Source organism: Terriglobales bacterium (genome assembly GCA_035567895.1).
Lineage (GTDB): Bacteria > Acidobacteriota > Terriglobia > Terriglobales > Acidobacteriaceae > Gp1-AA112.
The window spans coordinates 132,577-156,450 of record DATMPC010000058.1 but is presented as its reverse complement, the minus strand read 5'-3'; the positions used below and the strand labels follow the sequence as shown (position 1 = coordinate 156,450).

22 protein-coding genes are annotated in these 23,874 nt (G+C 55.6%); 9 read left to right on the top strand and 13 right to left on the bottom strand.

Annotated features, from left to right (window positions below):
• The first annotated feature begins 23 nt into the window (after nucleotides 1-23).
• The 7 genes from VNX88_11670 (at nucleotide 24) to VNX88_11640 (ending at nucleotide 7,740) form a co-directional block, all read left to right on the top strand.
• Nucleotides 24-1,100: a hypothetical protein gene (locus VNX88_11670; GenBank protein HWY69319.1), complete on the top strand. Its 1,077-nt coding sequence runs from the start codon at nucleotides 24-26 to the stop codon at nucleotides 1,098-1,100.
• A gap of 15 nt (nucleotides 1,101-1,115) precedes the next feature.
• Entirely contained in the window at nucleotides 1,116-1,904 is a 789-nt protein-coding gene (gene rnc / locus VNX88_11665) for a ribonuclease III (protein ID HWY69318.1), read from the top strand.
• Nucleotides 1,901-2,800, top strand: a complete 900-nt coding sequence (gene lepB / locus VNX88_11660; protein HWY69317.1) for a signal peptidase I — start codon at nucleotides 1,901-1,903, stop codon at nucleotides 2,798-2,800. The genes rnc and lepB (VNX88_11660) overlap by 4 nt, the downstream gene beginning before the upstream one ends.
• Before the next feature lie 25 nt (nucleotides 2,801-2,825).
• A complete protein-coding gene (gene lepB, locus VNX88_11655; protein ID HWY69316.1) occupies nucleotides 2,826-3,623 on the top strand; it encodes a signal peptidase I in 798 nt (265 codons plus the stop codon).
• The gene (locus VNX88_11650; GenBank protein HWY69315.1) at nucleotides 3,624-6,167 is read left to right on the top strand and encodes an AsmA family protein; all 2,544 of its coding nucleotides are present in this window, start codon (nucleotides 3,624-3,626) and stop codon (nucleotides 6,165-6,167) included.
• Between the two features lie 71 nt (nucleotides 6,168-6,238).
• On the top strand, nucleotides 6,239-6,919 hold the full coding sequence (locus tag VNX88_11645) for a hypothetical protein (GenBank protein ID HWY69314.1): 681 nt from the start codon (nucleotides 6,239-6,241) through the stop codon (nucleotides 6,917-6,919).
• Between the two features lie 110 nt (nucleotides 6,920-7,029).
• Entirely contained in the window at nucleotides 7,030-7,740 is a 711-nt protein-coding gene (locus VNX88_11640; protein ID HWY69313.1) for a TrmJ/YjtD family RNA methyltransferase, read from the top strand.
• Nucleotides 7,741-7,759: 19 nt separating this feature from the next.
• On the opposite strand, the gene VNX88_11635 is transcribed toward VNX88_11640, so the two are convergent.
• The 12 genes from VNX88_11635 to eno all read right to left on the bottom strand — a co-directional run bounded on the left by VNX88_11635 (nucleotide 7,760) and on the right by eno (nucleotide 20,528).
• Nucleotides 7,760-8,140: a YciI family protein gene (locus tag VNX88_11635; GenBank protein HWY69312.1), complete on the bottom strand. Its 381-nt coding sequence runs from the start codon at nucleotides 8,138-8,140 to the stop codon at nucleotides 7,760-7,762.
• Nucleotides 8,141-8,156: 16 nt separating this feature from the next.
• The gene (locus tag VNX88_11630) at nucleotides 8,157-8,693 is read right to left on the bottom strand and encodes a hypothetical protein (protein ID HWY69311.1); all 537 of its coding nucleotides are present in this window, start codon (nucleotides 8,691-8,693) and stop codon (nucleotides 8,157-8,159) included.
• 333 nt (nucleotides 8,694-9,026) lie between these two features.
• The gene (locus tag VNX88_11625; GenBank protein ID HWY69310.1) at nucleotides 9,027-9,236 is read right to left on the bottom strand and encodes a rhodanese-like domain-containing protein; all 210 of its coding nucleotides are present in this window, start codon (nucleotides 9,234-9,236) and stop codon (nucleotides 9,027-9,029) included.
• Between the two features lie 38 nt (nucleotides 9,237-9,274).
• Entirely contained in the window at nucleotides 9,275-9,502 is a 228-nt protein-coding gene (locus tag VNX88_11620) for a hypothetical protein (GenBank protein HWY69309.1), read from the bottom strand.
• Between the two features lie 134 nt (nucleotides 9,503-9,636).
• On the bottom strand, nucleotides 9,637-12,915 hold the full coding sequence (carB, locus tag VNX88_11615) for a carbamoyl-phosphate synthase large subunit (protein HWY69308.1): 3,279 nt from the start codon (nucleotides 12,913-12,915) through the stop codon (nucleotides 9,637-9,639).
• Between the two features lie 20 nt (nucleotides 12,916-12,935).
• A complete protein-coding gene (gene carA / locus VNX88_11610) occupies nucleotides 12,936-14,066 on the bottom strand; it encodes a glutamine-hydrolyzing carbamoyl-phosphate synthase small subunit (protein ID HWY69307.1) in 1,131 nt (376 codons plus the stop codon).
• Nucleotides 14,067-14,360: 294 nt separating this feature from the next.
• Nucleotides 14,361-14,885, bottom strand: a complete 525-nt coding sequence (lepB, locus tag VNX88_11605) for a signal peptidase I (protein HWY69306.1) — start codon at nucleotides 14,883-14,885, stop codon at nucleotides 14,361-14,363.
• A gap of 106 nt (nucleotides 14,886-14,991) precedes the next feature.
• Nucleotides 14,992-15,975 (bottom strand): D-2-hydroxyacid dehydrogenase, encoded by a 984-nt coding sequence (locus VNX88_11600; GenBank protein HWY69305.1) that lies wholly within the window; start codon nucleotides 15,973-15,975, stop codon nucleotides 14,992-14,994.
• 441 nt (nucleotides 15,976-16,416) lie between these two features.
• Entirely contained in the window at nucleotides 16,417-18,021 is a 1,605-nt protein-coding gene (gpmI, locus tag VNX88_11595) for a 2,3-bisphosphoglycerate-independent phosphoglycerate mutase (protein ID HWY69304.1), read from the bottom strand.
• An 11-nt stretch (nucleotides 18,022-18,032) separates the two neighbouring features.
• Nucleotides 18,033-18,563: a DUF2059 domain-containing protein gene (locus VNX88_11590; protein HWY69303.1), complete on the bottom strand. Its 531-nt coding sequence runs from the start codon at nucleotides 18,561-18,563 to the stop codon at nucleotides 18,033-18,035.
• A 9-nt stretch (nucleotides 18,564-18,572) separates the two neighbouring features.
• Nucleotides 18,573-19,166: a DUF2059 domain-containing protein gene (locus VNX88_11585; protein HWY69302.1), complete on the bottom strand. Its 594-nt coding sequence runs from the start codon at nucleotides 19,164-19,166 to the stop codon at nucleotides 18,573-18,575.
• A 57-nt stretch (nucleotides 19,167-19,223) separates the two neighbouring features.
• Nucleotides 19,224-20,528 carry a phosphopyruvate hydratase gene (gene eno / locus VNX88_11580; GenBank protein HWY69301.1) on the bottom strand — a complete coding sequence of 435 codons (1,305 nt, stop codon included), beginning with the start codon at nucleotides 20,526-20,528 and terminating at the stop codon, nucleotides 19,224-19,226.
• 181 nt (nucleotides 20,529-20,709) lie between these two features.
• On the opposite strand from eno, the gene VNX88_11575 reads away from it, so the two are divergent.
• Both VNX88_11575 and VNX88_11570 read left to right on the top strand, forming a co-directional pair.
• The gene (locus VNX88_11575) at nucleotides 20,710-21,054 is read left to right on the top strand and encodes a 4a-hydroxytetrahydrobiopterin dehydratase (protein ID HWY69300.1); all 345 of its coding nucleotides are present in this window, start codon (nucleotides 20,710-20,712) and stop codon (nucleotides 21,052-21,054) included.
• A 58-nt stretch (nucleotides 21,055-21,112) separates the two neighbouring features.
• The gene (locus VNX88_11570; GenBank protein ID HWY69299.1) at nucleotides 21,113-22,480 is read left to right on the top strand and encodes an amino acid permease; all 1,368 of its coding nucleotides are present in this window, start codon (nucleotides 21,113-21,115) and stop codon (nucleotides 22,478-22,480) included.
• Here the strand turns inward: VNX88_11570 and VNX88_11565 are convergent, their stop codons facing one another.
• Nucleotides 22,481-23,797 (bottom strand): amidohydrolase family protein, encoded by a 1,317-nt coding sequence (locus VNX88_11565; protein HWY69298.1) that lies wholly within the window; start codon nucleotides 23,795-23,797, stop codon nucleotides 22,481-22,483.
• Nucleotides 23,798-23,874 lie beyond the last annotated feature (77 nt).

Genomic DNA, 23,874 nt, shown 5'->3' with positions numbered 1-23,874 from the left:
GAGCTGAGACCATATTGGAACTAATGAAGAATCGAATCTGCTCTTTTATGTTCGCGACAAGAATTCCGCCTGGCGCTTTCCTGTTGAACTGCGCGCGCCGCTACCGCAGCGGGTTCTGTAACAAGGCGGCAGCGGGTCTTCTTTGCGCTTTCCTGCTGCCCTCTTCTGGATTGGGACAGACGGCCCCACCGGCCCAGACTCCCCAGACTGGGTCGACGCAGCCGGTGCAAAAACCTGCCGGAACGGCTCCGCCGACGACCAATCGCCCGATACCGAGCCTGGTCGGTGGTCCAACTCCTCAGACTCAGGCTCCTGCAGGTCCGCCGCACAAGACTCCTCCGGCGGCTAAAACGAACGAGGAATTTGCCGCCTACAACGCCGCGGTTGCCAATCCGGACATCGCCGCAGCGGAGAAATTAACTGACGATTTCGCCACAAAATTCACCCAGAGTGACCTTCGCGGTCTGCTTTATTCGGCGATAATGCGCCGCTATCAGCAGGCGAATGACCCCGAAAAGACGTTAGAAATGGCGCGAAAGGTCCTCACTTATGAGCCCAACGACCCAGTAGCGCTGGTTATGGCGGCGACAGTGCTCGCGGAACGTACGCGCGAGGGCGATTTAGACCGCGAAGAGCGGTACGATGAAGCCGTAAAGTATGCGCAAAGGTCCCTGGAAAGCGTGAATAGCGACCTTATGGTGCCCTCGAACGCCAGCTCGGAGCAGATTGAATCCGCGAAGAAAGTGCTCAAGTCGATGGCACATTCTGCTGTTGGAATGGTGCAGCTAGACCGTAAAAACGACGACGCAGCCGCTCAGGAATTCCAGCAATCCATTGCTTTAAGTGTTCCCGGGCCGGTGGAACCGCTCACTTATCTCCGCTTAGCCTTGGCTCAAGACCACCTAAAGCAGTATCCAGCAGCATTAATTTCGGCGAATAAGGCCATGGAAGTGTCTCCGGCGAACTCTCCGGTGGCAATGTTGGCCAAGCAAGAGGTTGATCGTCTAACAAAATTGAACGAAAGTGGCGCACAACCGGCGTCAAATCCGGCTCCTGCTGCGCCTGCAACTAACACTCCCCCTAAATCAAATTTGCCGTAGATCGCGCATGCGTCGATGAAAATCGAAGATGTAGAACAACTTGAATCGGCGCTGGAGTACCACTTTTCTTCCCCGGAACTGCTCCGCCAAGCCCTTACACACAGCTCTTTGGCCCACGAAATGGAGACCAAAGCCGCAGCAAATGGCGGCGAAAGCGGCGCTAATCCCGCTAAAGATAACGAACAATTTGAGTTCCTCGGTGACGCTGTGCTCGGCCTGGTGACCAGTGAATTGCTGTTTCAACGCTTCCCGGCGCATCGGGAGGGCCAACTTTCGAAGATGCGGGCGCATTTGGTGAGCGCGCGGCATCTAGTAAAGGTGGCGCGGAACCTGCAACTTGGCCATTTTTTGCTGCTTGGACGCGGAGAAGAGCGTAGTGGCGGACGATCGAAACCGGGTCTTCTGGCCGATGGACTGGAGGCGCTAATCGCCGCGGTCTACTTGGACGGAGGCATGGAACCGGCACAAAAATTGATCGTAAGCCTCGTTCTGGAACCCGAATTAGCTCGGTTGGAGTCAAATCCAGATCTGAATGAGCACTTTACCGACTACAAATCGGCGCTTCAGGAGTGGGTTCAGGCGAAAGGGCTGGCGCAACCCGTGTATTCAGTCGTAAGCGAAACCGGCCCGGAACATCGGAAACTGTTCACTATGCAAGTTCGTATCCTTGAGCAAGGGGCCCAGGAACCGTTGTATGTGGCCTCCGGCGAGGACTCCACGAAGAAAAAAGCCGAACAGCAGGCAGCACGAATCGCGCTGGAATATCTCCGCTCTAATGAACCGGTTCAAGCGGGGCAGGCATGAACGAGCCCATGGAATCGCCCGCCACTCCGCTAGCTGAGCCAGGTGAAGGCGTTCAATCTCCTGGCTCGGTCGCGGTTTTTCCGTCGGAAACACCGGTCGGCGAGAGCGCCGCGGGCATTCCTGAATCTGAAGTGAAGGCTGCAGCTCCTGCAAAATCAGCAAAGCCTGCTCGCAGACGAGATGCCGACGACTGGATGAGCGGAATTCAATGGCTTTCATCCACGGTAGTCCTTGCCGTATTTGTCATCACATTCCTCGCCCAGGCGTTCCAGATCCCGTCCCAATCAATGGAAAAGACGCTGCTGATTGGGGATTATTTGCTGGTGGATAAGGTCCACTTTGCCGACGGCGGTATCTGGAATTCGCTTCTACCGTACTCGCCGATCAACCGGGGCGACATCATTGTCTTCCGATATCCGATTCAACCGGCGCAGCATTTTGTGAAGCGCGTTGTCGGAATTCCCGGGGATCACGTTCACTTGTATCGCGGAAAAGTCTTTGTAAACGGCAAAGCGATCGACGATTCGGCGTTTGCCATCCACAAAAGTCAGCAATTCGACTCCTATCGCGACAATTTTCCTGCAGGAAACTACATCAGTCCCGAAGTGAACTCGCGTTGGTGGGTGGAGATGCATAACGTCGTGCATCAGGGCGAGATCGTGGTTCCGCCAGGAAAATATTTTGTGATGGGCGACAATCGCGACGAGAGTTTAGACAGCCGTTATTGGGGATTTGTGCCCCGAGAGAACATTATTGGGCGTCCGTTCCTGATTTACTGGTCGGTCCAGCGCCCGGAGACCGCTGCGTCGGATGGTAAACTTGGACGTTTGCTCTACACGCTCGTCCACCTTCCGGAGGACGCTCGTTGGGACCGGACATTCCGTCTGGTTCGCTGATTCTGCCTAACTGGATTACTTAATCGTGAAAAGCGACGTACTTATACCCAAAGAAAAGACGCAAGCGGCGCCGCCCGAGAAGCCGGAAAAGAAGAAAGAAACGCCCATGGAGTTCATATCTTCCATGGCGGCAGTCCTGGTTACGGGACTCTTTATCATCACGTTCAACATTCAGGCTTTTGAAATTCCTTCGAGTTCGATGGAAAACACTCTGCTGATCGGCGATCACGTCTTTGTGGATCGCATTACCGTTGCTCCGCCGACGCGTTGGGCTCCGTTTGAGCATTATCGGCAGATCCGTCACGGCGACATCGTCGTATTTCTATCGCCACAAACTCCGGGACTCTACGTAGTGAAGCGCGTGATCGGGATTCCCGGAGACAAACTTCACTTGCGCAACGGTGTGGTGTATCGCAACGGAGAGCCGCTCAGCGAACCGTATTTAATTCACAAAGTCGGCGATTACAACCCGTATCGAGACAACTTTCCGGCAGTTCCAGCGATCCAGGCTTCAGCCCAGGTTTCACCTGAATGGCCAGTACAGGTGGGAGTTCTGAAACAGGGCGAGGATCTGGTGGTGCCTCCCGACAGCTATTTCGGCATGGGTGACAATCGCGACGAGAGTTACGACAGCCGTTACTGGGGCTTTATCCCTCGCGAAAACATAATCGGTCGTCCTCTATTTGTGTATTGGTCGTTTCAAACTCCGCCGGATCAGTGGCAAAAGACGGAGATGAGCGATCGCATCCAATTCCTTGGGCACGTCGCTCTGCACTTTTTCGACGAGACGCGCTGGCGCCGCATGTTCCAACTGGTGCACTAAATGTCCTCGTTAATTGCGCGAAAGCGAATCTACCTATTGCTAGCGTTCCTGCTGGTACTGGGATTTCTGCTTCCGCCCATGGTTAATCTGAATCACTTTCGCGCGCGATTCTCGGAGTCTCTATCACGGTCTCTGGGACGTCCAGTGACGATCGAAGATGTTCGTCTGCGACTGCTTCCGCTGCCTGGATTTACCTTTCGACAACTAAGAATCAGCGATGGCTACGAGTTTGGCGCCGAGCCGATTCTGCAGACCTCCGAGGACGCCGGCCAGAGCAGCGTTGCGACACTGCGTGTGTCGTCACTCTGGCGAGGAAGATTCGAGATCGCCAGCATCTCACTTACGCAAGCCAGCCTGAATATCGCGCGCTCTCCTGACGGCCACTGGAACCTCGAGCGCCTCATCAATCGCGCGGCGCAAGTTCCATCGGCACCAACTAACAAGAAGCAGCCAGAAACCAGGACGCGTTTCCCCTACATCGAACTCAACGAGAGTCGCATTAACTTCAAGTTTGGTGCGGAAAAGAAGCCCTTCGCACTCTCCGACGCCGACTTTGCGCTCTGGCTCGCGGCAGAGAATCGCTGGAACGTTCGCCTGAAGGCCATTCCTCTGAGAACGGATGAGCGCGTTACCGACACTGGCTCGATCAAGGTCTCAGGCTCATTCGATCGCGCACCTAAGTTTTCAGAGACACCATTCCACTTGCAAGTAACCTGGGAGCGGCCAGAGGTAAGCGCGATCACACTTATTGCACGAGGGCATGACCCGGGATGGCGCGGCGCTGTCGAACTTAGCTCCGAGCTCAAAGGGACTCCCACTGATTTCACGGCGAAGCTGAATGTCAGCATCGATGAATTCCGGCGCTATGACATCGCGCGCAATACCTCGTTTAACCTGCGGGTGAACTGTGAGAACCGCTTCCGCGCGGCTGCCCCGGATAGCGCGGCCAACCGACTTGAGTTCAACTGCCGCTTGCCCATGGAATCAGGCGTCTTGGCGGCGCAAGGCAATTTTCATTTACTTGGTGAGTCGCCAGACATCGAGCTCAGGCTCTTCGCCAGTAAGGTTCCGGCTTCGTCGTTGATTCGGGCTGCACTGCATGCCAAAAGCGCTCTGCCTGACGACCTGACCGCCGATGGCCTTATCGACGGCACGTGGTTGATCGAGCGCATTGGGGGAGCACCAGCGAAGTGGAGTGGCGCAGCCACAGCGAGCCGGGTAGTAATTCAATCTCGTGTGCTGGACTCTCCGCTCGCATTTCCTCGCGTCGTTAGCTTGAACTTCAGTTCTCCGCAGTCGGTGTTCCCAAAGTCGCGGCACCAGGTTGCACCTCAGCGCACGGCGTCGCGTGCTGTACTTGAGCCGTTCATGCTCGACCTTGGCGGTAAAGCCCAACTTTCGGCGCTGTTCGATGCGGATGGATATCGTATTGATCTAAATGGTCCAGTAGAGTGGCGGCGTTTGATGCAGGCCGCGCGCGTGCTTGGGCTGAATCCACCGAAAACCGATCTCGAAGGATCGGGAATGATTAGTGCACAGTACTCGGGTGAGTGGCAACATTTTGCTCCTCCGTCGGTCTCAGGCCACGCACAGATCAAATCCGCTGTATTGTCCTTGCGCGGAGTATCTGAACCTCTTACTGTCTCAGCCGGTTCCCTGAAGTTCGATGGCCAGAGCCTGCATGCTGAACAAATCCTGGGGAGCTTTCCCCATTCGGAATTCGCCTTCACGGGAAGCTTCTCTGCCGCAAGGCACTGTGAAGACCATCTCCTCTGCAACGCAACATTCGACTTACAGACTGAGAACCTCAGCGACGCTGCGCTGCTCAAACTGCTCAACGCCTCATCAGGATTTTCGATACCGTTCTTCAACCCGGCACGACAATTTGATGCGAAGTGGTTGCTCGACATTCCATGCGATGGCAACATCTCGGCTCAGCATCTGAATGTCCGGAACTTTCACGCACAGAACGTAAGCGCGCAACTGGAGCTCGCGCCTGGAAAAATTCTCGTAAGGCACTGGACCGCAGAGCTCTTTGGCGGTAAGCATTCGGGCGACATGGCGTTCGACTTCTCCAGCCAGCGACCTACCATCAGCGGTACAGGATCGCTCAAGCGCATTCGTATGGAAGATATCGATGGCGAACTCGAAGTGCCACTCGCTAGCGGGAACGTCGACGTCGATTACAAGCTCACCATGAATGGCCGAACGGTCGATGAGCTAGTTTCATCCACAAACGGCTCTGGCGCGTTTAGCTGGCACAATGGCGAAATTCGTAGCCTGCACTCCGATAGTGAAGCCGCGTCACCACTCAACTTCGCTGCCTGGAGCGGTCACTTTACGGTCGAGAAGCGGCGTATTGCGCTGCAAAATACCCGCATGACCTCGACCTCTGGCGTGCGCGAGGTGAGCGGGCAGGTCTCATTCAATCGCGAGTGGAATCTGAAGTTTTTGCGTGCTAACGGCAGCGGATTCATCGCCTCAGGCACGATTGCCAACCCCACCATTTCCAGCGAACCCGCGAAATTGGCCGAAGCACGTTAGTACCCAGGCCAACACTCGCGTAGGGTTAACAAATCAAAACACATCAGAGCAAGACGGGTTTGAAACTGATTATGAGAACTTTCGGACCACAAGAGCGGTTTCGACGCACAGCCACTAGTCGGGTCGATCGCGTGGCTGCCATAAGGGCAGTAATCCAACGCAGCCACATGGCAGGCGTCCTGTTCACAGTGATGCTTGTTTTCTCCGTGTTTCTTAACGCACAGGCTCCCATTGATACAGCGCACTTTTCCCCGGCTGCCAAGCGATGTCAGAGTAAATTCGATTTTCTGGAACGGAACGGAAAATCAAATCCCGTGCAGCGACGCTCGACGCAAATCAACGCGGATGAGCTGAACGCCTGGTTCCGCGAGGGAGGATATAAGCTGCCACAAGGCGTCCAGAAAGTAGTGTTTCACTCGCAGCCCGACACCATCAAAGCCAACGCGACCGTTGATTTCGACGCCGTAAAGGAAGGGCGACGCAACCTGAATCCGCTACTCTCAATGTTCAGCGGAGTACATGACGTGGAGATCAGCGCTACTGCTTCAGCCCAAAATGGGCAAGGTCATGTAAACATCCAGACGGTCTCTATCGATGGTGTTGATGTGCCTCATCTAGCGCTCGAGCTCTTCGTCAATAAATATTTGAAACCAAAGTATCCAAACATTGGCCTGGAAAACGAATTCCAAATGCCTGACCGCATCGACACCGCCACTGTCGGCAACGATAACACGCTGCTGACACAACGGTAGACTGCCTCTTTAGGCTGCATAGTAGAGACGCAGCATGCTGCGTCGATACGAGGATGCCGGCAGCTCCGCCGATCGTTCGAATCCCCGTCGGCTCGACTTACAATTGACTCTTGCCCAGCGCCCTCCAATCTCGTGTCCGAATTGTTCTGATTCGGCCACGCAATCCACTCAATATAGGCGCAGTTGCGCGCGCGATGAGTAATTTTGGGTTTTCTCAACTCCGTGTCGTGAATCCTTATGAGGTCGCATTTCGGGAAGCACGCTCCGCAGTCGGCGCCTCGCCCGTGCTTCATCACGCGCAGGAGTACAAGGCAGTACCTGAGGCTGTCAGGGACTGTTCACTAATCGTCGGAACAACCGCTCTTGGTCATCGGCAATCGCAGCATGCTGTCATGCGGCTCGATCAGAGCACCCAACTGATGTTGGGCAATGCTGCTCCTCTCGCACTGCTATTCGGATCAGAGAAGGTGGGACTCTCCAACGAAGATCTCAGCTATTGCCACTCGATCCTGCGTATCCCTACACGGGAAGAAAATCTATCGATGAACCTTGGACAGGCTGTAGCGGTGTGCCTCTACGAAATCACACGCGAACCGAATGTCGTCCTGGCTTCCGGCCAACGCGAGCCGGCCACCGGCGAAGAGATCGAGCGCATAACCGGCGTCTTATCGGATGCACTAAGGACAAGTGGTTACACCAAAAAGGGTGCCTTGCCATCGACTACGGAGAAAGTCCGAAGGCTGGTTTATCGTCTGAATCTATCCAGCAACGATGCCGAGCTTCTCCTCGGCATGTTGCGGAAGATATCCCGTCGAGAATGACTAATGAGGGACACAAATTTCAGCTTGCCCGTTTTGCATTCGCGGCAGCCACCCTGGCATCCACTTCTCGTACTTCAATCGTGCCGCCGTACTCCAGGTGAGGACAATCGCGCGAGGCTTCCACCGCAGCGTTGTAGCTGGGCGCCTCGATCAGGTAGTATCCGCCAAGCCACTCCTTGGTTTCACTGTAAGGCCCGTCAGTCGCCAGAACCTTGCCGCCGACATTGCGCAGGACCTTGCCGGGTTCGTTCTCTAGTTTGTGGCTGCCCAGGTAAAGCCCCTTGTCCCTCAGCTTCTGTCCCCAGGCCTGATACTTGGCCATGGCTTCCTGCATGAACTTGGGATCCAGTTTCGCTCCCGCAGCCCCATCCTGGTAAAGCAATAGTAAGTATTGCGACATGGTCGTCTCCTTGGAATTAATTTACTCGCGTGAACTGCGAGACTTCCTTGAATTTGGGCGAATGTCCTTCCATGTATTGCCATTCGGTGGAAAGATGATTCTCATCGATGAAGTGCATCTTAGCGCTGTGCATATGGCCTTCATCGCCAGTGGGCATATTGTCCCCACTCACGAACTCAAAATCGAGCTCGCCGGTCCTTGCATCGTACAGGGTTGCTCGCAGATGAGGTTGATTCCTGGCAATGCAATAGTGCGTAAGGACCAGTTCTCCGCGATCGACGTAATAGACCGTAATCATCTCACCGCTGTTCGGCGGAAGAGCTTCGCTCGAGAATCGCTCCATCACCGCCGACCCTCCCGAGATTACTTCGTATCCTAGTTTCGCGTGCTCCCCTTTTGATCCTACCGATTGCCATTCTCCAGCCAGACTCTTGAGCCTGGCAAGGGCTGCTGCTGACTGGATTTCAGCAGGCGTGGCCGGCGGCTTTGCACCGCTCGTGCTCGAAATAAGCAACAGGAGCCGTATGAGCGAGAACAGACTCTTGATGGTCATGGCGTTTCTCCTCGGACGGGCATTCCGTTACGCTTCTGCTCTGCCCGCTTCACACTATCAACGGATGGGAAGCATGAAAATCGACATTCTTCTGGGAGAAATTTTTCGGACGGTTTCGGGCCATGCTTCCTTTGATTAGGAAACTCAGGCGTTAAAGCGGATATCAGGTCAGCAGTATGTTTTTGTGTTAGCGAGCTAAGCGGCTTCCACCTTTGATTCGACGGGTAGACCTGCGTTTCGCCACGCATCGAACCCGCCCTGGAGCGCCAACGCATTCTTGAAGCCACGTGCACGAAGCTTTTGCGCCAAACTGGCGCTGGAGGCTTCGTTCGGTCACGTGCAGTAGGCAACGATCATCTTGTCTTTGGGAATTGCGGAGAGGTGCTTATCTGGGTCATCCGCAGGAATGCGCATTGCTTTCGGCAACATCACGTCAGACTGCGCCCACGCCTGCGGATTGCGAGTATCGACAAAGACGATGTCCTCGCCGGCTTTCACTCGTTTCCTTACTTCGTCAATTCCGATTCTGAGATTGTCCGGCATTTTCGGGGCTCCTTTGTGTTTACCCGCCGATGTTGGCCTTACGCGGCCCGTTTCAGATCTATGCTCGTGACGTCACCCTTCTTACCGATCACGCTGATTGCTAACGGGATCGTGGTGGCTGCTCCAACACCAACGAGCGCTAATCCCGCAGCCCTACGCTGATCGCGATTGAGCCTGTCAGAGATCAACAGGCCAATTCCTATGCCGAATGCCACCCGAGTACCGGCGATGAGAATGAGATCTGGGACGCTGAGTCTTCGTTCCATGACTTGCATACAACCTCCACTGAGAAATCTGATGCGGAGGCTGCGATTGGCGATCACCCGGAACCAGAACTTAAGTAAAGAGGTTTGCAGGGTTGTAACACCGATGTTGCGGGAAGTCGGCAGTTGTATGACGCTTATTTCGCTGCGATTGCGCGCTCGGCGTGCAAGTGCTGCAAGATTCGTACCGCAATCTGACCCTGTTGAAGCGAAGCTATGCCCTCGGCAGCAGCTCGAGCCGCGGCGATGGTCGTAAGCGTAGGAATCCGGTGCGTAACGGCTGCTCGACGAATCGCCTGCTCGTCGAACCATGGATCCTGCCCCTGAGGAGTGTTGACTACAAGCTGAATGCGATCACCCTTGATGAGGTCGACCACGTTCGGACGACCTTCTTTGACTTTGTAAACGCGCTCTACAGCCAGACCGGCGTTCTCCAACACGCTGGCAGTTCCGTGGGTAGCAACGATGGTGAAGCCTAGATCTGCAAAGCGATGTCCGAGATCGACAAGGCCGGCCTTGTCACGATCGGCGACGCTAATAAAGACGGTTCCGTTCGTGGGGAGTGTTTGCCCGGCCGAGAGCTGCGCTTTCGCGAAGGCTTCGCCAAAGCTTTGGCCAACGCCCATGACTTCGCCCGTCGACTTCATCTCAGGCCCAAGCACTGTGTCCACACCCGGGAACTTCGTCCACGGGAATACCGGGCTCTTCACGAAGTAACAGTCGCCGGTATCGAGGTCAGCAGCGCGTTCTACATACTCAGGCAAGAACTCACGCAGCTTGCGTCCAGTCATAAGGCGGGCAGCGATCTTCGCCAGGGGGACGCCGGTGGCCTTCGATACATACGGCACAGTGCGTGAAGCGCGCGGATTCACTTCGAGCACGTAAACCTTGTCCCTCTGAATCGCGAACTGGATGTTCATGAGCCCGATGACTCTGAGCGCGCGTGCCAGGCGAAACGTGTAGTCGCGCATTACATCGAGAAGATGCCGAGGAATATCCACAGCCGGCAGCACGCATGACGAATCGCCGGAGTGAATACCGGCCTCTTCGATGTGCTGCATGATGCCGGCGACAACCACGTCCTCCCCGTCGGAGAGAGCGTCCACATCCACTTCAATAGCGGCTTCGAGGAAGTGATCGATCAACACGGGACGCTCTTGCGAGTATTCAACCGCTTCCTTCATGTAGCGGATTACCGACGCATCATCGTAGGCGATGACCATCGCCCGCCCACCGAGTACGTACGAAGGACGAACCAAAACGGGATATCCGACGCGATTAGCACCTGCCACCGCTTCTTCCACGCTCGTGGCCAACGCGCCAGGAGGCTGGGGGATATCGAGCTCTTCGAGCAGCTTTCCGAAGCGCTTACGATCTTCAGCGAGATCGATCGACTCTGGCGAAGTGCCGATAATCGGCACTCCTGCGGCCTTCAGTGGCAGCGAAAGATTCAGCGGAGTTTGCCCACCGAACTGAACGATCATCTCCACCGGAGCTCCACCGGATGCTTCGTGCTCGTAAACCGCGAGCACGTCTTCCAGCGTTAGCGGTTCAAAGTACAGACGATCGCTGGTGTCATAATCGGTCGAGACCGTTTCGGGATTGCAATTGATCATGATGGTCTCGAAACCGTCGTCGCGGAGCGCGAAGGAAGCGTGGCAACAGCAGTAGTCGAACTCAATTCCCTGTCCGATTCGATTCGGACCGCTTCCCAAAATGATGACCTTCTTCTTCGGCGTCGGCGGCGCCTCATCCTCCTCTTCGTAGGTGGAGTACAGATACGGCGTGTAGCTCTCAAACTCGGCGGCACAGGTATCCACGAGTTTGAACACGGGCTTCAGACCGTTCTTAGCACGTAAGTGGCGGACCTTCTCAGCAGCTCCCTTGTTGTCTCCCATCTTCCACAAATCGGCGAGCCGCGCATCTGAGATACCCATGCGCTTGGCTTCGCGCACAATCTGCGGCGGCGTGGAATCGGCGGGATGCTTCTCGATCTCCTTTTGCATATCGGAGATCTCTTTCAGCTGGTGCAGGAACCACGGATCGATACCTGTGATGCGCGCAAGCTCCTTGATGGTATGACCCTCACGCAAGGCGTAGCGCAGATACATCAGGCGTTCTGGATGCGGAGTTACAAGGCGCTGCATCAATCGACGCGGCTCGATATCCTCGGCCGTCGCACGCTTTCCGGGGTCGAGCGAGCGGACACCTTTCATCAAGGCTTCTTTGAACGTACGGCCGATGGCCATCGCTTCGCCCACCGACTTCATCTGCGGTCCGAGTCCTTCTTCGGCGCCCGGAAACTTTTCGAACTGCCATTTCGGGATCTTTACAACCACGTAGTCGATGGTTGGCTCGAAGCAAGACGGTGTCTTGCGCGTGATGTCGTTCGGGATCTCGTCGAGCGTATAACCAACCGCGAGACGCGCGGCGATCTTCGCAATCGGGAACCCTGTGGCCTTTGAGGCCAGCGCCGAAGAGCGCGAGACGCGCGGATTCATCTCGATCACGACCATGCGTCCCGTGGTGGGATGAACACCGAACTGGATATTCGATCCGCCGGTCTCGACGCCGATCTCGCGAATTACGCGAATCGCAGCATCGCGCATATTTTGGTACTCGCGATCGGTTAGCGTCTGCGCGGGAGCAACGGTGATCGAATCGCCGGTGTGTACGCCCATTGGATCGAAGTTCTCGATCGAGCAGATGATGATGACGTTGTCTTTTAGGTCACGCATCACCTCGAGTTCATACTCTTTCCACCCGAGTACCGACTCTTCAATCAGGACTTCATGTACAGGCGAAAGATCCAAACCGCGCGCAACAATTTCGAGCAGTTCTTCGCGGTTGTAAGCGATACCGCCGCCTGATCCTCCGAGAGTGAATGAAGGACGAATAATGACCGGAAATCCGATCTTTCCTGAGAACTCGAGGCCATCACGCAAATTATTAACAAGTGCTGATTTGGGAACGCCGAGTCCGATACGCGTCATTGCGTCTTTGAATAGCAGCCGATCCTCGGCCATCTTGATCGCACGCAGTTGAGCGCCTATCAGCTCGACTCCGTATTTCTCCAGAACACCGGCATCAGCAAGTGCTACGGCCAGATTCAGCGCCGTCTGTCCGCCGACGGTTGGCAGCAGAGCGAACTTGCCGCCGGTCTTCATCTCGAATTCAACACGAATGATCTCTTCCAGGTATTCGCGCGTCAGCGGCTCGATATACGTGCGATCAGCAAGCTCTGGATCGGTCATGATGGTCGCTGGATTTGAGTTCGCCAGCACTACCTCATAGCCCTCAGCCTTGAGCGCTTTGCACGCCTGCGTACCCGAGTAGTCGAATTCGGCAGACTGTCCAATAACGATAGGACCTGAGCCGATAACCAGAATCTTCGAGATGTCGTTACGTCTTGGCATCGTTCAGAACGTAATCCGCGTCAACCCTTCCACTCCTGCATCATCTTCACAAAATCCCCGAAGAGGTAATGCGAGTCATGCGGGCCAGGAGAAGCTTCCGGATGGTATTGCACTGTAAAGAGCGGCATCGATTTGTGCCGCATGCCTTCCAGCGTGCCGTCGTTCAGATCGAAGTGCGTCATCTCAACTTCGCTCTGCTTGAGCGAATCAGGGTCGACCGCGAAATTGTGATTGTGGGCAGTGATCTCGATCTTCCCGGTGCGCTCCTGGCGAACTGGATGATTGCCGCCGTGATGCCCGAACTTTAGCTTGTAAGTCTTCCCGCCCAGAGCTAGACCTACCAGCTGATGTCCAAGGCAGATTCCGAAGATCGGAGTCTTCCCTGCCAGCTTGCGAATGCTTTCATGAGCGTAGGTGACCGGTTCGGGATCGCCGGGGCCGTTGGATAGGAACACGCCGTCAGGCTTGAGCGCGAGGACATCTTCTGCGCTCGTCTCTGCCGGGACAACCGTCACACTGCAACCTTGATCCACAAGCATTCGCAGAATGTTCTGCTTGATGCCGTAATCGTAAGCAACAACATGCAGCGCGCGCTCAGGATCAAACTCTTTGATCGGCTGACCAGCATAGGTCACGACCGGACCTTGATTCCACGAATAACGCTGCTTGGTGCTAACTACGCGTGCCAGATCGGTGCCATCCATCTTGGGAATGGAACGAGCTTTGGCCACTAGCTTGTCGGGATCCGATTCAATCAGCGAGACCACGCCGCGCATGACGCCGTAAGTGCGTAAATGTCGAACCAGAGCGCGCGAGTCGAGATCCGCAATTACGGGAATGTTGAAGCGCTCCAAATACTCATCGGCAGCCTGCTGCGAACGCCAGTTGGAACTGATTGGCGAGAATTCGCGAACGACAAGGCCCTCGATGAAGGGTCGAACGGCTTCGTTGTCTTCAGGATTCGTGCCGTAGTTGCCGATTTGCGGGTTGGTGAGTACTACGATCTGGCCGGCGTAGGACGGATCGGTGAAAATTTCCTGGTATCCGGTGAGAGAGGTATTAAAAACGACTTCCCCGTAGCACTCTGCTTTCGCTCCGTAGCCTTTGCCTCGGAAGATGCGGCCATCTTCCAGCGCAAGGATTGCTTGCACCTGTTTCTCCGGGGGTGGATTTTATAGAGTTTATCACGTGACAGAGAGGCGAACACGAAGGTCACGAAGGAAAGTTCGCGAGGTCACGAAGCTCAGGAATGTTAGGGACCGACGCACGACCTCGCGGGTTTCCTCGTTATGGCGAATATCCTCAATAGAACCAAAAGTGATCGTGATGTTCTTTGGATGTTGTGGGTTCCTTAACAAACACCCGGCCGAGGGCGGCCGCAGGTCCTTCAATCTAATCTTTGTGACCTTCGCTGTTTCCTTCGTGACCTTCGTGTTCGCTTTCCCTCAGCGAAGCACTCCCAACTTTTCCATCGGCCAATAGACAAAAACGGCTTTGCCGTAAATGTAGTTCTCGCCTACTGCACCGAAGTCACGGCTATCGTTCGAGAGTGATCGATGATCGCCGAGCACGAAGTAAGAATGCGGTGGAACGGTGATTTCGGCGAGTGACCGATAGTCGAAGTACTCGCCAGGCACATAAGCTTCATTGAGTGGACGGCCGTTCACGTAAACCTGTCCCTCGACGATGCGCACGCGGTCACCCGAAACGCCGACCACGCGCTTGATATAGCTCTTCGACGGATCGAAGGGATAGTGGAATACGACGATGTCGCCGTGCTCTATGGGCTCGAGCTTGTAGACGAACTTGTTGATGAAGATGCGTTCCTGGTCCTGCAGACCGGGAAGCATGCTGGTGCCCTCTACGCGCACCGGCTGATATAGAAAGACGATGAAGAGCGCCGAAAAAGCGAGCGCGAGAAGCAGATCGCGGCTCCAGCTCCAGAGAACTCGCTGGCGTTTGGACGGCATCGTGGTCGACTTCTCTGTGCTCGGCTCTATTGTCATCCTTCAAGACCCAACGTCCGGACGTGGGCGGCCAGATCCACGTTGGCTTCTCTCATTATAAGAGACGAAATCAATATCCCCTCCGTTTATCTACTTCCCCGAGCAGAGGGGTGCCCGCAACGTACCGGCGCAGGTTTTCCGTGATGCGGAGGAGGTGCCGATCCCATAGTTTTTCCGTAAGAGCCGCGCTATGGGGCGTGATCAGCAAGTTATCCAAATTCCATAGGGGAGACTCGAGAGGCAGAGGCTCGGTTTGGAAGACGTCGAGCGCCGCTGCACGAATCTTGCGCGACCGAAGAGCTCGCTCAAGGGCTTGCTCGTCGACCAGATCTCCCCGGCTGATATTGAGGAAACAGGCATCGCCTCGCATCTTCGAAAAAGCCTCATCATTGAACAAAGCCCGAGTCTTTCCGGTGAGAGGAGCCGCGAGCAGGACGTACTCGGCTTCGGCTAACAATTGATCGAGCTGAGTTGGACCAAAAACGCGATCCGAGCCTTCGCTTCCCTTCTCCGGATGCTCCCTCAAAGCCACTACACTCATGCCCAGCGCCTTTGCTAAGCGGACACACTCGCGGCCAATGGCACCTAAACCAATTACTCCCAAGGTGGCTCCGGCAAGTTCTCGGGGACGCAGCGGACTACTCCACAAGCCCTGTTGTCCCCAGTGGCCCTGCGTCTGATACCTGACCGCAAAGTTCAATCCTTTCGCCAGTGCGAACACTAAGGCAATGGCGTGTTCTGCTACGACTGGTCCGTGGATCGACGTGGAGTTTGTAACTCGCACATCGCTCGCGACCAGTTCGGGAAACATGAGTTGGTGCACCGCAGCCGTCGTGGCATGGATCCACCTTAATCTGCTTGCGGCCTTGAATTGTTCGGGGCGGAGCTGCCAGCCGATCAACACTTCAGCATCAGTGATCTCGGACACAAGTTGATCGAGGTTGGGGAGTTGGACAAATGTGTGCTGCGGGAATTCTTGTTGCAGCCGCGACCCAAGCCATTCTGGCGCATTCCAGAGGTCGAAGCGGTGATGGATGGCGAGGAGGACTTTCACAAAGGCTTCGCCGGTCTCCGCAAATGCTCCTGATTCCCAACGGCATAGGCCTTCGCGATGAGTTCACAGAAACGGCTGTCGATGTCTCCAACGTCGTTCAACACGAATTCGTGTACATGATTGCGTGGAGAAATGGTTTGGATTCTGGAAAATCGAGGATCCAGAGTACGTTCGGCCAGCACCAGGTGGCCTCGCAAAAAATCATTCCTAATCACTACCGCTGCAAAGCTCATACGAGTTTGGAACGCAATACGGGTCTTGCTTGAGATGACCGTTACCGGTCCGTTGCGTTTAACGGTTCTAAGCAGGCGCTTGAAGATTGCGACCGTTAATTTGGCACGTCCGCGGAAATGCTCCTCCAGAGGACGCGTCGAACACGAATGTGACTGATGCTGATTCGCAAATTCTCGACTGCATTTCGTGCACTTCCACATGGCGGCATCATCCAGGTATCACCCTCAAGTCATGTCCAGTCATTTCTCTCGGTTGCGAGATCCCGAGCATACCAAGCACAGTGGGCGAGATATCCTGGAGCGCTCCGTCCGCCCGAAGGCCAAACTTTTTGTCATCATCGCTGACGACAATGAACGGCACAGGATTGAGGGTATGCGCCGTGTGCGGCCCACCTGTTACGGGGTCGATCAGCATTTCTGCGTTGCCGTGATCGGCGGTGACGATCATTGCCCCACCTTTCTGCTTCACGGCTTTGTAAATGCGACCTAGACAGGCGTCCACGGTTTCTACACCCTTGACCGTGGGCTCGATTTTGCCGGAGTGGCCAACCATGTCAGCATTGGCAAAATTGACGATGATCACCTGGAACGCGCCGCGTTCGATTGCATCAACCACAGCGTCGGCTATTCCCTCCGCGCTCATCTCCGGCTTCAAGTCGTAGGTTGGGACTTTTTGTGAGGGCACCAGCACACGCTCTTCTCCGCCAAAAGGCTGCTCAACTCCACCGTTAAAGAAATAGGTTACGTGTGCATACTTTTCTGTCTCGGCGACGCGCAGATTATGCAGGCCCTCACCCGCCATCACGTTCGCCAGGATGTTTGTCAATGAATCCGGTGGAACGACGAACGGCAACTCGAACTGTTTGTCGTAGCGGGTCATGCAGACGTAAGTCAGGCTCTTTGGAGTCTCACTGGCCGGAATCATCTTCTCCAGCGATTCGGCATCCGGCAGGTCTCGACCATTCTGCTTGGTGATCCCGCTGTTCCGTGCCAGCACGCGAGTGATCTGGCGCGCGCGATCTGCGCGGAAGTTGAAGTTGATGCAGCTGTCCTCGTCCCGAATTGTGGCCAGGGGTTCACCACGATTGTCCACACAGACGAAGGGCACGACGAACTCGTCAGTCACATCGCGGTTGTACGATTCCTTCATCCCTCGAACCGGATCGATGTAAGTACCGCCTTCGCCCTTGCCCTTCACCATCGCATCAAAGGCTTTGCGTTCACGCTCCCAGCGCTTATCGCGGTCCATGGCGTAGTAGCGACCGCTGACGCTGGCAACACTTCCCGTTCCAAGCGAGCGCATCTTCTGCTGAAGTTGCTCAAGGTATCCGGCGCCGCTGGTGGGGAGCGTGTCACGGCCGTCCATAAATGCATGCACAAAGACGCGATCGACTCCGTTCTGCTTAGCCATGCGCAGCAACGCATAAAGATGATTCTGGTGCGAATGGACGCCGCCATCTGACAGCAGTCCGAACAAGTGCAACCGACGGCCGCCCGAGCGCGCGTTCTTCATCGCCGAGAGCAGCGCTGGATTCGAAAGGAGCTCGCCATTCTCAATCATCGCGTCGATCTTCGTGATGTCCATGTAGACCACTCGTCCGGCGCCGATGTTGAGATGTCCGACTTCACTATTCCCCATCTGTCCTGCGGGGAGGCCAACATAGCGGCCACTGGTGTGTACCAGCGTGCTGGGAAAATCGCGCAGCAGAGCGTCGTAATTCGGCTTGCGGGCGAGCGCGATCGCGTTCGCTTTGGTTTCGGCGCGGTATCCCCAACCATCAAGAATGATGAGAACGAGTGGAGTATTTTTCATTATTCAGGTCGTCATTGCCCGGCGGGAGAATCCGCAGAAGGCATCGACGACGACTTGTCGTAGCCCTTGTCGTGCAGCTTGCGCATGGCGCGATCGGCCACCATACGTCCCCACTCCTGTCCGGCATCGATCGCCTCGGCAGAGAGTTTGGGAAGAACTTTGATCGTCTTCTGACCGACTGGAGATTGATAGAACGTAGTCAAGTCATGAATTTCGGCACGTGTGTAGTACTTGTCGTAGATGGGGATAACGAGGTCTATCAATTCCTCGGAGCGGACCTCTTTGATGAACGTATCCCAAAACTCGTCGGGAACCTGGGGAAAACCTGCGCGTAAGGGCGAGATGATCTGCCGCAAAGCATCTGCCGATATGTTGGCCGCTCCGGTAAGTTCGATGAGCTGGCGGATCTCAGCTCTCTTCCCAGCCTGATCTTTGTCGGCCTGGGTTGACGAGGAAGCTGGCGTGGAGGCACCAGCCGGCGGATTCTGCGCAGCCGCTCCACAGCACAACAGTAACGCGAGGCCCATGGCGTACGGTTTCATATGAACGACCTACTTTGCCTTCGAATTCGTCCCCGGCTTCTGCGACGTGTTCTGCTGCGCCATGGCGTGCGCCCGGTCCTGCATGCGCTGCATCATCGTGGCCATCCATTGCTTCATTACGGGATTGGCCGCTTGCATCGCTTCCTTCGACATCTCCGGCATTTCGTTCAACATCTTCTGCCCAGTCGGTGTCTGGTAAAACGCGAGGATGTTGGCGACATCCATCTTGGTGAGGTGTTTCTGGTAGACGGGGATCATCGAATCCAACACATCCTTCATGGGATAGTCGCGGAAAATGTCCTCCGCCATCGCGTCGAGCTGTTCTTTGGGAATTTCGACGTTCTGTTGCTTCATCAGCTCTGGCAAATTGGTTTTCATCTGTTCGGCCACTGATGCCATCGTGACCTGCATCATGTGATCTAGCTTCAGAACGGCGAACAGATTCTCGACGTCTTGACGGGTCGCCTGTTCCCCATTCGCAGCAGCGGTTTGGGCAACAGCTTCAGTAGAAATAAATGGTAGCGACATTCCCAGCGCCGACTGCCCGAGCGCTCCGGCAACGCATAACAAGCTAATCACACACTTCGAGAAAAACCGTCTCATTATGGAACCCTCTCTTTAGGAGGTAGAGACGCACCATGCTGCATCTCTACCGATACTCTAAGCGGCTTTACCAATCGCTCCGTGATAGTTCAGAGCTTCAACTCCGAGGAATCCGGCCGCACGTCCCAGCTCTTCCTCGATGCGCAGCAGCTGGTTGTACTTGGCAATGCGATCTGTACGTGACGCGGATCCAGTTTTGATCTGACCTACACCCGTGCCAACCGCAAGATCGGCGATGAATGTGTCTTCGGTTTCGCCCGAGCGATGACTGATGATAGCCGTGTAGCCGTTGCGACGCGCGAGCTCGATGGCCTCGAGCGTTTCGGTCACAGTACCAATCTGGTTCACCTTGATGAGAATACTATTCGCACAGCCCTGTTCGATCCCGCGGCGGAGCCGTTCCGTGTTTGTAACAAAGAGGTCGTCGCCGACGAGCTGAATCGTGTTTCCAATCTCGTCCGTCAGCATCTTCCAGCCCTCCCAATCGTCCTCGGCAAGCGCATCCTCGATGGAGACAATCGGATACTTCTTCACCCAGTCGGACCAGAAGCGCACCATTTGCTGGGAGTCCTTCGTACTCTTATCCGACTTCTTAAAGACATACTTGCCGTCGCTGTACAGCTCACTAACGGCCGGATCGAGCGCAATCGCGATCTGCCCGCCGGGTTTGTAGCCCGCCTTCTCAATGGCTTCAAGTATTACTTCAATGGCTTCCACGTTAGATTTCAGAGAAGGCGCAAATCCGCCTTCGTCGCCAACCGCCGTACTGTAGCCTCGCTTCTTTAATACGCCCTTGAGCGTATGAAAGACCTCGGCACCCCACCGCAGCGCATCCGCAAAGCTCTCAGCACCGATCGGCATCGCCATGAATTCCTGAAAGTCGACGTTGTTGTCGGCGTGCGCGCCTCCATTGATGATGTTCATCATTGGAACCGGCAGGACGTTGGCGTTTACTCCGCCCAAGTAACGGTAGAGCGGCAGCTTCAAGTCGTTTGCCGCAGCGCGAGCGCAGGCCATAGAAACGGCAAGAATCGCATTGGCACCAAGCTGTCCTTTGTTGGGTGTGCCGTCGAGTTCGATCATGGTCCCATCGATCAGCCGCTGGTCGGAAGGATCCATACCGCCCAACGCCGGCGCAATCGCAGTCTCGATGTTTTCCACGGCTTTGAGCACGCCTTTGCCGAGATAATGCTGCGGATCATTGTCCCGAAGCTCGACCGCTTCGTGCTCTCCGGTTGATGCCCCGCTGGGAACCGCGGCGCGTCCCATGGTTCCGCTCGCCAAAAAAACATCGCACTCCACTGTTGGATTGCCGCGCGAGTCGAGAATCTCTCGCGCACGAATCTCTCGAATTTCGCTCATTCCTCTCCTTGTTAAGGCTGCCTGAGATCTTCCCGCTTCGCGTCCGACGGTTAAGGGGTCGCCACTGGACGAATGAATTGTGGTCAACACGTCGGACATACGAATAACTATTGCAAAGAAGCGATTATAAATGTCCGCAAACTCGGGCTCCCTCAGCGCGAATGCGCTATATTGCTGAGGCATGACCGACCTTGCAAACCGTACTTGTGTTCCCTGTAAAGGCGGAGTTCCTCCGCTTAAGGGCAAAGAGCTGGCAGCCCTAGTGCGTCAGGTGAAGGACTGGAAGGTAATCGACGAGCACCACATATCCAAGAGCTTTGCCTTTTCCGATTTCGTCAGCGCTCTTGAGTTTGTAAAGTCAATTGGTGCGGTCGCTGAGGAGCAAGGCCATCATCCCGACATCCTCCTGCGTTGGGGCAATGTGACCGTAACTATCTGGACGCACAAGATCGATGGGCTTACGGAAAGTGATTTCATTCTTGCGGCAAAGCTTGATGAGATTCCCCGCCCGCAGTCGAAGGGTTAAGCCGCTGAGCTCCTGAGCTGCTAAGCTCCTAAGCTAATCTGCGTCGCTGCCAATCACTGTGAGTACATCCCAAGCGCCCCTCCCTGTTTCGTCGATCGGCAATGAGACTGGACTGCGCGGCCAGCTAACTGCTGGCCAGATGGCCATGTTGGCGGTTGGAGGTTCGATTGGAACCGGGCTGCTGCTCGGTTCGGGCGCCGCCATCAATATCGCAGGACCGGCCGTCGTGCTGAGCTACGTGATCGGCGCTGCGATCGCCTTCACTGTCACTATGGCACTGGGCGAAATGGCTAGCGCGCATCCGGCGGCGGGATCGTTCGGCGTGTACGCCGAGCTTTACTTGAACGACTGGGCCGGATTCGTCGCCCGCTACGGCTATTGGTTTGCCGTAGTGATCGCGGTTGGGGGCGAGTTGGTCGCTGCCGCGACTTACATGCGCGTCTGGTTTCCCAATACAGCGCCAGTTGTGTGGATCGTCGTCTTCGCGGCGCTCCTCTTGGTCATCAATCTGCGTCCAGTCAAAGATTACGGAACATTCGAGTACTGGTTCGCGATGGTCAAGGTAATAACCATAGCCGCATTCATCTTGATCGGAGCGGCGTTGCTTCTCTCCAAACGAGCGCCCGCGCAGTATAACGTCTCCGGCGGGTTCTTTCCTCATGGCGCAAGTTCGCCACTTCTCGCAGCCTCATTTGCTCTATTCAGCTTCCTGGGGATCGAATTTGTTGCGATAGCTTCGGGAGAAGCAAAATCTCCAGCTTCCGTGGCTCGCGCGACGCGCATCATGTTCGCTCTGCTGGCGCTGCTTTACATAGGAGCGACCGCAGTACTGGTCGGCGTGATGCCTTGGACTCAGGCGGGAGTGGTTCAGAGTCCATTTGTAACCGTATTTCAGATCGCAGGAATACCTGCAGCTTCACTCCTAATGAATGTGGTTGTTCTCACCGCAGCGCTGTCAGGAGCAAACGCAAACATTTTCGCGGCCGGACGAATGCTGTTCTCCCTCGCGCGCAGCGGATACGCGCCGGCGGCTCTCGGGCGGCTCACTGGGGGTGGCTCTCCGCACGTCGCTCTCAGTCTTTCCGCAATCGGGATTCTGGTCGCGATCTTGACACAGACATACGCGCCTGAAGGAGCGTATCTCTACATCATCGGAGCCTCATTGTTCGGAGGCATGCTGGCATGGTGGATTACACTCGCCGCACACATCAACTTCCGAAAACGCTTCCCCGCCGATCAACTGGCACAACTGCCACTGCACGCTCCTGGCGGACGAGTGCTCTCCACCTTTGGATTCGTCGCGCTGATGGCTGCGATTGGCTCAACGTGGTTCGTGCCACAAACTCGGATCACTGTCGTGAGCGGCCCGTTTTATCTCTTGCTGCTCACTATCGGCTACTTCTTCGTTCGACGCGCGAAGCAGTAGCTATTCCAATCCGTACAGCTTCGCAGTGGTATCGTGCAAAACCAGATGCAAGATTTTTGATGCCTGCTGACGTGTGATCTCCCCATCGTTCATCATTCCGGTGAGGGCGATCGCAAGCGCCTGCCTTGCCGTCTGGTTCTCTACCCATCCGACTTCTTCCCAGTCGAGCTCCGGAGGACCGGGAGCAAGGTCCGTACCGTACAGAACCTTGTCGGGATACCATTCGAGCCAATCGCGCACAACGACGCTGAGCGCGCGCGGTGAAAGCAGCCAGGTCTGTTCCGACAGATCGGCATACACGTTCGGCTTGCTCAGCAGATAGGAAACTTCCTTGCTAAAGGTCTGTGCTCCGCCATGCACGAGAACAAACGTCGTCTTGCGAAGATTTGGATCGTCGATCAACGAACTCAGAAGAGTGGGATTCGAGCCCGGCAGGTCGAAATAACTTCCGCACCCGCCGCCAGTATGAAAGTGCACGGCCATACCGAGACGGCCAGCTTCGGCCGCCATATATCGCAGCAGGTAATTCTGCAGTCGCAAGTATTCATGGTCCGAAGGAACTCCACCTGAGACCGCCGCACGATAAATTGCATCAGCATCGGTAATCTGACTGATTGGAGGACCAAAGTCGAGCGACCGCAGATACGCAGCTTCCAACTTGATCGCAACAGCTCCGGCCTTTTTTTGCCGTTCCAACTCGGGAGTGACCACATGAGCCTTGTACTCTTGGAGACTCGATGGGAGTGCGCTGACACCCAACTCGTCGATGTAACGCTTCAGCAACTGACGCTCACGGCGATAGAAGTACTCGCGATCCGGAGAAGAAGGCGCCAAACCCTTGCCGGGAAACAGTAGTGGATCATCAAACGGTACCCACCGGAATCGCGGAGCCTGCAGCCCGCGGCCCATCGCAACTCGATTGGCAAACTGCGTTTGGATGCCGAGTTGATCCAGAACCCAGTTTGCATAGTTGTCTCCCTGCTGTTGCTTGATCCTCTGCTTCGCCGTAACTACAGCCTTTATGTGCTCTGGATCGAGGTCGTTATGCGGATATGCCCAAAGCGTCTTCCATGCTTGGAGAATTTGTGGATTCTCCGGACGAGTCTGGAATGGCGGATCCATCTGGCTGATCGGATCGCACGGCAGCGCGTCGAAATCATCGTCCTTCTCTCCCGGCGCGACAAGCTTCGGCGGGTGCGAGTGATTGTCGATGGCCTTAATGCGCAGGGCCTCCGCGAGAATTCCTGGGTCCGGGGTTTGAGCTGAGACGGCACAAGTGAGCAACATGACGGTGAGGAATCCATGTGGTGTATTCATCGGTCTGAAAGAATGTCGGCGAACATCATAGACGCAAGACAATAGTCGGACTTACCGGGCTCAGCTTCCACAGATAA

Bases quoted from the DNA above. Each gene is read 5' to 3' on its own strand.
- VNX88_11645 (HWY69314.1), top strand. From the start codon at position 6,239: ATGAGAACTTTCGGACCACAAGAGCGGTTTCGACGCACAGCCACTAGT.
- VNX88_11630 (HWY69311.1), bottom strand. From the start codon at position 8,693: ATGACCATCAAGAGTCTGTTCTCGCTCATACGGCTCCTGTTGCTTATT.
- lepB (HWY69306.1), bottom strand. From the start codon at position 14,885: ATGCCGTCCAAACGCCAGCGAGTTCTCTGGAGCTGGAGCCGCGATCTG.
- VNX88_11635 (HWY69312.1), bottom strand. From the start codon at position 8,140: ATGTCGCAATACTTACTATTGCTTTACCAGGATGGGGCTGCGGGAGCG.
- VNX88_11565 (HWY69298.1), bottom strand. From the start codon at position 23,797: ATGAATACACCACATGGATTCCTCACCGTCATGTTGCTCACTTGTGCC.
- VNX88_11625 (HWY69310.1), bottom strand. From the start codon at position 9,236: ATGCCGGACAATCTCAGAATCGGAATTGACGAAGTAAGGAAACGAGTG.
- eno (HWY69301.1), bottom strand. From the start codon at position 20,528: ATGAGCGAAATTCGAGAGATTCGTGCGCGAGAGATTCTCGACTCGCGC.
- carB (HWY69308.1), bottom strand. From the start codon at position 12,915: ATGCCAAGACGTAACGACATCTCGAAGATTCTGGTTATCGGCTCAGGT.
- VNX88_11650 (HWY69315.1), top strand. From the start codon at position 3,624: ATGTCCTCGTTAATTGCGCGAAAGCGAATCTACCTATTGCTAGCGTTC.
- VNX88_11585 (HWY69302.1), bottom strand. From the start codon at position 19,166: ATGAGACGGTTTTTCTCGAAGTGTGTGATTAGCTTGTTATGCGTTGCC.
- gpmI (HWY69304.1), bottom strand. From the start codon at position 18,021: ATGAAAAATACTCCACTCGTTCTCATCATTCTTGATGGTTGGGGATAC.
- VNX88_11620 (HWY69309.1), bottom strand. From the start codon at position 9,502: ATGGAACGAAGACTCAGCGTCCCAGATCTCATTCTCATCGCCGGTACT.
- VNX88_11590 (HWY69303.1), bottom strand. From the start codon at position 18,563: ATGAAACCGTACGCCATGGGCCTCGCGTTACTGTTGTGCTGTGGAGCG.
- rnc (HWY69318.1), top strand. From the start codon at position 1,116: ATGAAAATCGAAGATGTAGAACAACTTGAATCGGCGCTGGAGTACCAC.
- VNX88_11670 (HWY69319.1), top strand. From the start codon at position 24: ATGAAGAATCGAATCTGCTCTTTTATGTTCGCGACAAGAATTCCGCCT.
- lepB (HWY69317.1), top strand. From the start codon at position 1,901: ATGAACGAGCCCATGGAATCGCCCGCCACTCCGCTAGCTGAGCCAGGT.
- VNX88_11575 (HWY69300.1), top strand. From the start codon at position 20,710: ATGACCGACCTTGCAAACCGTACTTGTGTTCCCTGTAAAGGCGGAGTT.